Raw genomic sequence first — 6,407 nt, 5'->3', positions numbered from 1 at the left:
CAAAGGTTCGATGATGTTCCATAATTCGTCGTCCACCAGTGGCTTCGGCATGGCTCCTCCTTCGGCTTTATTCCAGAAGGTTATCGGCCAACCCGCGCCACTGTTGAATCTTGTCTCCTCATTTTGTTAGACGCTCTTAATCTTGCTGTGCTCCTGCCTAGTCTGGCATTTTCACCCGATTTTCCCTGCTTCAATAGCCCCAAATTAAGATTGTTTTTTTTAAGAAACAGGAGTTTAATATCTACTATATTAGTAATAGCTTACATGGGGCGGCAGGAATAAAATCAGGCAATTAACCCCTTGTTTCGGAAACTACATATTTTCAAGGATACATACCATGAAAGTAGCAGAAATTCGAGAAATTGCCCGCGGCAACCATATCAGCACCAGAGGTCTGAGCAAGGCCGATTTGATCAGGGCGATTCAGCGGGAAGAGGGAAATTTTGACTGTTATGCCACGGCGACCGATGGCAATTGCGATCAGCATGATTGTTTATGGCGTGAAGACTGTATGACCGCCCTGCATAAATAAGGATTAACGCAAGATTGCTGTACTCGGCAGAGGATCGGCTTCCCATCCATATGCAAAGGGGAAATAATATGAAGGTCAGAAAAGTATTTGCATCGTTCAGAGGCAGCGATACGGATTTCAAAAAGAAGGTATATGAGTTGATGAGCCAATACGGCAAGGTGCGCTCGCTGGAAGTGCTTACCGTCGATCCGCGGCCAGACCGCAGGCTGTTGGTTATTTTCGATCGGGAAAGCGACGCGCTGGTTGCCGCTGCATCCGTTGGCGGCACCAGGCTTGGATTAAGCGGGGTCAAGCTGACGGTCTGACGATTCTTTTCCCTGCAATCTGCGGCAGCTTGACAAGGAGGGCATCATGCTTTCTCAGGCAAATTATCGCGAACAGGCATATAACGGTCTGGATTCGGCACATCGAATTCTTTATCGCCTGCTGGACGGCTATCCTAACGTTTTGGCCGTATATTTGTGGGATAACCGGGTATTGCAGGTCGGAGAAGGTCAGCCGGCTTTCACGCTTCATCTGCGCCACCCCGGCGTGCTGCGCGATCTGGTGCTGTTTCGGGATCCGGTGCGGCTGGCGGAAGCCTACTTCGGCGGCGATGTCGAGGTGGCGGGAGATTTCAACGCCGCGCTGGGGCTGCGCCATCACCTCGAAAATCTGCGTCTGCCATTCATCGAAAAAGCCTGGCTGGCCTTGCGCGCTTTGGCCTTGGATTTAGGCAAATTTCGTCGCTTAGGCAAGTCCCGGCGCGCATTGCAGGGCGCAGCCATAGCCCGCCGCCCGCGCCGCAATGACCGCGACAGCATTGCTTTCCACTATGACGTTTCCAACGAGTTCTATCGCTTGTGGCTGGACGAGCGCATGGTTTATTCCTGCGCTTATTTTGAATTTCCGCAGCAGGAACTGGAACTCGCGCAATGCAACAAGCTGAACCACATTTGCCGCAAGTTGCGCTTGCGTCCCGGCGAAACGCTGCTCGATATCGGTTGCGGGTGGGGCGCGCTGGTGTGCTGGGCGGCAAAATTTTACGGCGTTCGCACCCACGGCATCACTCTCAGCCGCAATCAGTACGAGTACGCATGCGGGGAAATCGAGCGGCAGGGCCTGCAAGGACGAGTTACGGTGGAATTGCGCGATTATCGGGATCTGCCTGCCAGCGCAGCCTATGACAAGGTTGTCAGCGTAGGCATGTTCGAACATGTCGGATTGAAAAAGCTGCCGACCTACTTCGATACCGTGTATCGCGTGCTCAAACCCGGCGGGCTGTTCCTGAACCATGGCATTACCAGCGACGAGCCGGACTGGAATCGCGGCGTATCGACCCGTTTCATCAATCGCCATGTGTTTCCGGATGGCGAGCTGGATACGGTGAGCAATGTGCTGTCGCGGATGGAAGAGGCCGATTTTGAAATTTTCGACGTGGAAGGTCTGCGGCCGCATTACGCGCTCACCCTGCGGCATTGGGTGCAACGCCTCGAGGCGCATGCCGAAGAGATCATCCGCCTGGTGGGCGAGCGCACATTCCGGGTATGGCGGCTCTATATGACAGGTTGTGCGCTGCAGTTTGAACAAGGCACGACAGGCATCCACCAGATTCTGGCCGTGCGCAAGGAGAGCGGATTGCCGTCGTTGCCGCTCACACGGCGCGATATCTACGAGGCGTGACCATTTTACGGTGAAGGGTGAACGATGAGCCGGAATGCGATCAAAGTGTGGGACCCGCTGCTGCGGTGCTTTCATTGGTCATTGGTCGTTTTATTCACGGTCGCCTTTGTGACCGGGGATGAGGAAAGCGCAGTGCATATCGATGCCGGCTATGCGGTCATGGCGTTGGTTATTTTTCGTATTGTATGGGGCTTTGTCGGCAGCGAGCATGCCAGGTTCAAGGATTTTATTTTCGCTCCGGCAACGGTGATCGGGTATCTCAAGGCCCTGCTTGGCGGAAAACCGCAGCATTATTTGGGGCATAACCCCGCCGGCGGTTACATGGTAGTGCTGATGCTGACGACGCTGCTCGTCGTCACGGTGACCGGCCTGGAAGTCTATGCGCAGGAAGGCCACGGGCCGCTGGCCAGCAACGATGGAGTTTCAATAATCGCTGTCGCCAGCGCGGACGGCGACAGCGCCGAAAGCCGGCCAGCAGGAGAGGGCGATGCTGAAGAGTATTGGAAAGAAGTACACGAAGCCGCTGCCTATTTCATGCTGGCGCTAATCGCGATTCATCTGATGGGCGTCGCCGTTTCCAGCCTCTTGCATAAAGAAAACCTTGTGAAAGCGATGCTGACCGGCAACAAGGAAAGCTCGCAGCCTTAAAGGATGGCGGGACGCGCGTTGCTCATCGCTAGCGGCCGCCAAACTCGATGGTATTCTTGCCCGGAAAATCCGCTGTGCGTGTACTGGATGTACCGAAGTGGCCGCGCATTTGCCGGCAACGGAATAAGAAGCGGGAGGCAAACCAATGCAGAGCGCCTTTGGCGGCAGGAACGGGCTTTTATGAGGGCGATGATTCTGGATGCAGCAGGTAGTCGATTGCGCGAGGTCGACATGCCGCGGCCCGTGCCCGGCGCGGATGACGTTCTGCTCAAGGTGTCAGCTTGCGGCGTATGCCGTACCGACCTGCATGTGATCGACGGTGAACTGCCGCAGCCCAAGCATCTCCTCATCCCCGGCCATGAAATCGTGGGCGTGGTCGTCGACAAGGGGGCACAGGTAGAGCGTTTCGCCATTGGGCAGCGGCTGGGCGTGCCTTGGCTGGGCCGTACCTGCGGCCATTGCCGCTATTGCGCGAGCGGCCGCGAAAACCTTTGCGGCGAAGCGCTGTTCACCGGCTACACGCTGGATGGAGGATATGCCGAATATACGGTGGCCGATCAGCGTTATTGCCTGCCGTTGCCGGACCGCTACACCGATGCCGAAATCGCGCCGCTGCTGTGCGCCGGGCTGATAGGCTATCGGGCCCTGATTGCTGCCGGAGATGCAGAGCGGCTGGGTATCTACGGTTTCGGGGCGGCCGCGCACATCATCGCTCAGGTGGCGCGTGCGCAAGGCCGGAAAATCTTCGCGTTCACCAAACCGGGCGATGTTGCCGGCCAGGCGTTCGCTGCCGAACTGGACGCAGCCTGGGCGGGGGATTCCACTGCCGCGCCGCCGGAAGAAATGGACGCGGCCATTATTTTTGCGCCGGTCGGGGCGCTGGTTCCGCAAGCGCTGCGCCATACCGCCAGAGGCGGTACGGTGGTGTGCGCCGGTATCCATATGAGCGATATTCCGCAGTTTCCCTACGCCATGCTGTGGGGCGAACGTGTCGTGCGTTCCGTCGCCAATCTTACCCGCCGCGACGGCGAGGAATTTCTCGACTTGGCGCCCAGGTTGGGAATCAGAACCGAGGTGGAGACTTTTCCCTTGGAGTCGGCTAACGAAGCCGTCGATCGTCTGCGGCAGGGTAGGATACGTGGCGCGGCTGTGCTGGTGATGGACTAGGTATGCCGCATCGAATCCCGCTATTCGAGTTCTGGAGCTAACCTCATGTACAAATATATTCTTTCCCCCGTCGATGGCAGCGAAACGTCGAAGCGTGGCGTGCAGGAAGCGATTCGCCTGGCCAAGGATCAGCAGGCGCAATTGCGCTTCCTGTGCGTGGTTGATACCTATATGCCGGCGATGGATCCGGGAATAGCGTTTGACGTGGGAGTGCTCGAAAGCCTGCGCAAATGGGGTGAAAATATCCTGAATGAGTCAATGGCGGCAGCATCCGCCGCAGGCGTGGCAGCAGAGTCGAAAATGGTCGAGACTGCCGGCGGGCGTGTGGCCGGGCTCATCGTGGAGCAGGCCAGGCAATGGCCGGCCGATGTCATCGTCATGGGAACGCACGGGCGCCGCGGATTCAACCACTTGCTGATGGGCAGCGACGCCGAAGCCGTTATCCGCCTGAGCTCTGTGCCGGTATTGCTGGTCAAGCAGGATCAGGCGCCATCCTGAAGCGCTTTCAACGCGCTTTCAGCAGCACGACAACCGCGCCGCTGCCGCCATCCACCTGCCGCGCCTGGGCGTAGGCGATGACCTCGTCGCGCTGCATCAGCCAGTTGCGCAGCTTGTTCTTCAGTACCGGTTCGCGGTTTTTCGAGCCCAGGCCTTTGCCGTGGATGATGCGCACGCAGCGGATGCCGCACTTCTTGCACTGGTTGAGGAATTCCGCGGTATAGGCCCGCGCCTCATCCGCCAGCATGCCGTGCAGGTCGAGCTGGTCCTGAATGACCCAGTGGCCGCGCCGCAGTTTTTTGAGGATGTCGGGGGAGTGGCCGTCGCGCAGGTAAAGCAGCTCTTCGCCGCTTTCCATTTCGTGTGCGGCGATGTAGACGTCGGAAAGCGAATCCGCTAGCGCCTGTTGTTCGTCGCGGATGAATTGATGCGGGATGGGTTGGGGGGGAGACGGCCGCAACAGCACGCGCTCGTGCTTCAGCGGTTTGGCGTCTTTTACCGCTTCGCGGAACAGTTTCAGGTCGTCCGCTTTGTCGCTCATTGCGCTACAAAACCATTAGCCACAGAGAACGCGGAGTGCCGGAGAGAAATTTCATGATATTTCCGCGCTCTTTTTAAGTCTCTGTGGCTGATGTTGTTACTTCAACTGATCCAGGTACCGCTCCGCGTCCAGCGCCGCCATGCAGCCGGTGCCGGCGCTGGTGACGGCCTGGCGGTAGACGTGGTCCTGCACGTCGCCCGCAGCGAACACGCCGGGCGCGCTGGTGGCGGTGGCGTTGCCGGTGCGGCCCATCTGCGTGATGATGTAGCCGCCTTCCATATCCAGCTGGCCGGCAAAAATATCGGTATTCGGCTTGTGGCCGATCGCGATGAAAATGCCTTGCAGCGCGATTTCCCTGATGTCGCCGGTATTGACGTCCTTGATGCGCATGCCGGTCACGCCGCTGGCATCACCCAGCACTTCTTCCAGCGTGGAGAACAGCTGCAGTTCGATCTTGCCTTCCTTGACGCGCTCCATCAGCTTGTCTACCAGAATGGCTTCGGCCTTGAACTTGTCGCGGCGATGTACCAGCGTGACCTTGCTGGCAATGTTGGCGAGGTAGAGTGCTTCTTCCACCGCGGTGTTGCCGCCGCCGACCACCGCGACTTCCTGGTTGCGGTAGAAGAAACCGTCGCAGGTGGCGCAGGCCGATACGCCCTTGCCCGAGAATTTTTCTTCCGACGGCAGGCCGAGATATTGCGCCGATGCGCCGGTGGCAATGATGAGCGCATCGCAAGTGTATTCACCGGCGTCGCCGATCAGCCGGATCGGCTTCTCGGACAGTTTCGCCGTATGGATATGGTCGAAAATGATTTCGGTCTGGAAGCGCTCCGCATGCTGCTGGAAGCGCGCCATCAGTTCCGGACCCTGTACGCCTTCGGCATCGGCCGGCCAGTTGTCCACGTCGGTGGTGGTCATCAGTTGACCGCCCTGGGCGATGCCGGTGACCAGTACCGGTTTCAGGTTGGCGCGGGCGGCATAGACCGCGGCGGAATAGCCTGCCGGGCCGGAGCCGAGAATGAGCAGACGGGCGTGTTTGGTGGACATCGGACGAACTCCAGGGTATTAGATTGCGAAGAATTTTACCGTATCTGACGGGGCCGCGTATGTTCCGGCAGCAGATAACACAACAAAAGGCCGCCTGAAATGCAGGAAGGCGCAACCGCGCCTTCCTGCATTTCAGACCGAGAAAGCCTTTATTTTAGCACTTACAGTGTATCGGCATTGTCAGCCAGATAGCTGGCCACGCCCGCGGTGGAGGCCTGCATGCCGGGCTTGCCCTTGCTCCAGCCGGCGGGGCACACTTCGCCGTGCTGCTCGAAGAACTGCAAGGCATCCACCATGCGCAGCATCTCGTCG

General features: G+C 58.2%; 8 protein-coding genes and 1 pseudogene. 6 read left to right on the top strand and 3 right to left on the bottom strand.

From position 1 onward, the window contains the following. The first annotated feature begins 337 nt into the window (after positions 1-337). From VGK14_RS00105 to VGK14_RS00080, 6 genes are all read left to right on the top strand, one after another. The gene (locus VGK14_RS00105) at positions 338-532 is read left to right on the top strand and encodes an SAP domain-containing protein (protein ID WP_331506857.1); all 195 of its coding nucleotides are present in this window, start codon (positions 338-340) and stop codon (positions 530-532) included. A 68-nt stretch (positions 533-600) separates the two neighbouring features. Then, a complete protein-coding gene (locus VGK14_RS00100; RefSeq protein ID WP_331506856.1) occupies positions 601-837 on the top strand; it encodes a hypothetical protein in 237 nt (78 codons plus the stop codon). Positions 838-883: 46 nt separating this feature from the next. After that, a complete protein-coding gene (locus VGK14_RS00095; protein WP_331506855.1) occupies positions 884-2,194 on the top strand; it encodes a class I SAM-dependent methyltransferase in 1,311 nt (436 codons plus the stop codon). 24 nt (positions 2,195-2,218) lie between these two features. Beyond that, positions 2,219-2,842: a cytochrome b/b6 domain-containing protein gene (locus tag VGK14_RS00090; RefSeq protein ID WP_331506854.1), complete on the top strand. Its 624-nt coding sequence runs from the start codon at positions 2,219-2,221 to the stop codon at positions 2,840-2,842. A gap of 180 nt (positions 2,843-3,022) precedes the next feature. Further along, positions 3,023-4,009: a zinc-dependent alcohol dehydrogenase family protein gene (locus VGK14_RS00085; RefSeq protein ID WP_331506853.1), complete on the top strand. Its 987-nt coding sequence runs from the start codon at positions 3,023-3,025 to the stop codon at positions 4,007-4,009. A gap of 45 nt (positions 4,010-4,054) precedes the next feature. Next, positions 4,055-4,507 carry a universal stress protein gene (locus VGK14_RS00080; protein WP_331506852.1) on the top strand — a complete coding sequence of 151 codons (453 nt, stop codon included), beginning with the start codon at positions 4,055-4,057 and terminating at the stop codon, positions 4,505-4,507. A gap of 7 nt (positions 4,508-4,514) precedes the next feature. On the opposite strand, the gene VGK14_RS00075 is transcribed toward VGK14_RS00080, so the two are convergent. The 3 genes and pseudogenes from VGK14_RS00075 to VGK14_RS00065 form a co-directional block, all read right to left on the bottom strand. Continuing rightward, the gene (locus VGK14_RS00075; RefSeq protein ID WP_331506851.1) at positions 4,515-5,048 is read right to left on the bottom strand and encodes a Smr/MutS family protein; all 534 of its coding nucleotides are present in this window, start codon (positions 5,046-5,048) and stop codon (positions 4,515-4,517) included. Between the two features lie 96 nt (positions 5,049-5,144). After that, positions 5,145-6,095: a thioredoxin-disulfide reductase gene (gene trxB, locus VGK14_RS00070; protein WP_331506850.1), complete on the bottom strand. Its 951-nt coding sequence runs from the start codon at positions 6,093-6,095 to the stop codon at positions 5,145-5,147. Between the two features lie 161 nt (positions 6,096-6,256). After that, positions 6,257-6,407 (bottom strand): annotated as a pseudogene (locus VGK14_RS00065) (peroxiredoxin); the annotation flags it as partial.

It is taken from the genome of Novimethylophilus sp. (genome assembly GCF_036504375.1).
Classification (GTDB): domain Bacteria; phylum Pseudomonadota; class Gammaproteobacteria; order Burkholderiales; family Methylophilaceae; genus Novimethylophilus.
Note: the sequence above shows the minus strand (reverse complement) of the source record. Positions and strands in the feature narration are given on the sequence as shown.

What these genes read in the sequence shown, in the direction of transcription:
- VGK14_RS00105 (WP_331506857.1), top strand. Translation starts at nt 338, where the DNA reads ATGAAAGTAGCAGAAATTCGAGAAATTGCCCGCGGCAACCATATCAGC.
- VGK14_RS00100 (WP_331506856.1), top strand. Translation starts at nt 601, where the DNA reads ATGAAGGTCAGAAAAGTATTTGCATCGTTCAGAGGCAGCGATACGGAT.
- VGK14_RS00095 (WP_331506855.1), top strand. Translation starts at nt 884, where the DNA reads ATGCTTTCTCAGGCAAATTATCGCGAACAGGCATATAACGGTCTGGAT.
- VGK14_RS00090 (WP_331506854.1), top strand. Translation starts at nt 2,219, where the DNA reads ATGAGCCGGAATGCGATCAAAGTGTGGGACCCGCTGCTGCGGTGCTTT.
- VGK14_RS00085 (WP_331506853.1), top strand. Translation starts at nt 3,023, where the DNA reads ATGAGGGCGATGATTCTGGATGCAGCAGGTAGTCGATTGCGCGAGGTC.
- VGK14_RS00080 (WP_331506852.1), top strand. Translation starts at nt 4,055, where the DNA reads ATGTACAAATATATTCTTTCCCCCGTCGATGGCAGCGAAACGTCGAAG.
- VGK14_RS00075 (WP_331506851.1), bottom strand. Translation starts at nt 5,048, where the DNA reads ATGAGCGACAAAGCGGACGACCTGAAACTGTTCCGCGAAGCGGTAAAA.
- trxB (WP_331506850.1), bottom strand. Translation starts at nt 6,095, where the DNA reads ATGTCCACCAAACACGCCCGTCTGCTCATTCTCGGCTCCGGCCCGGCA.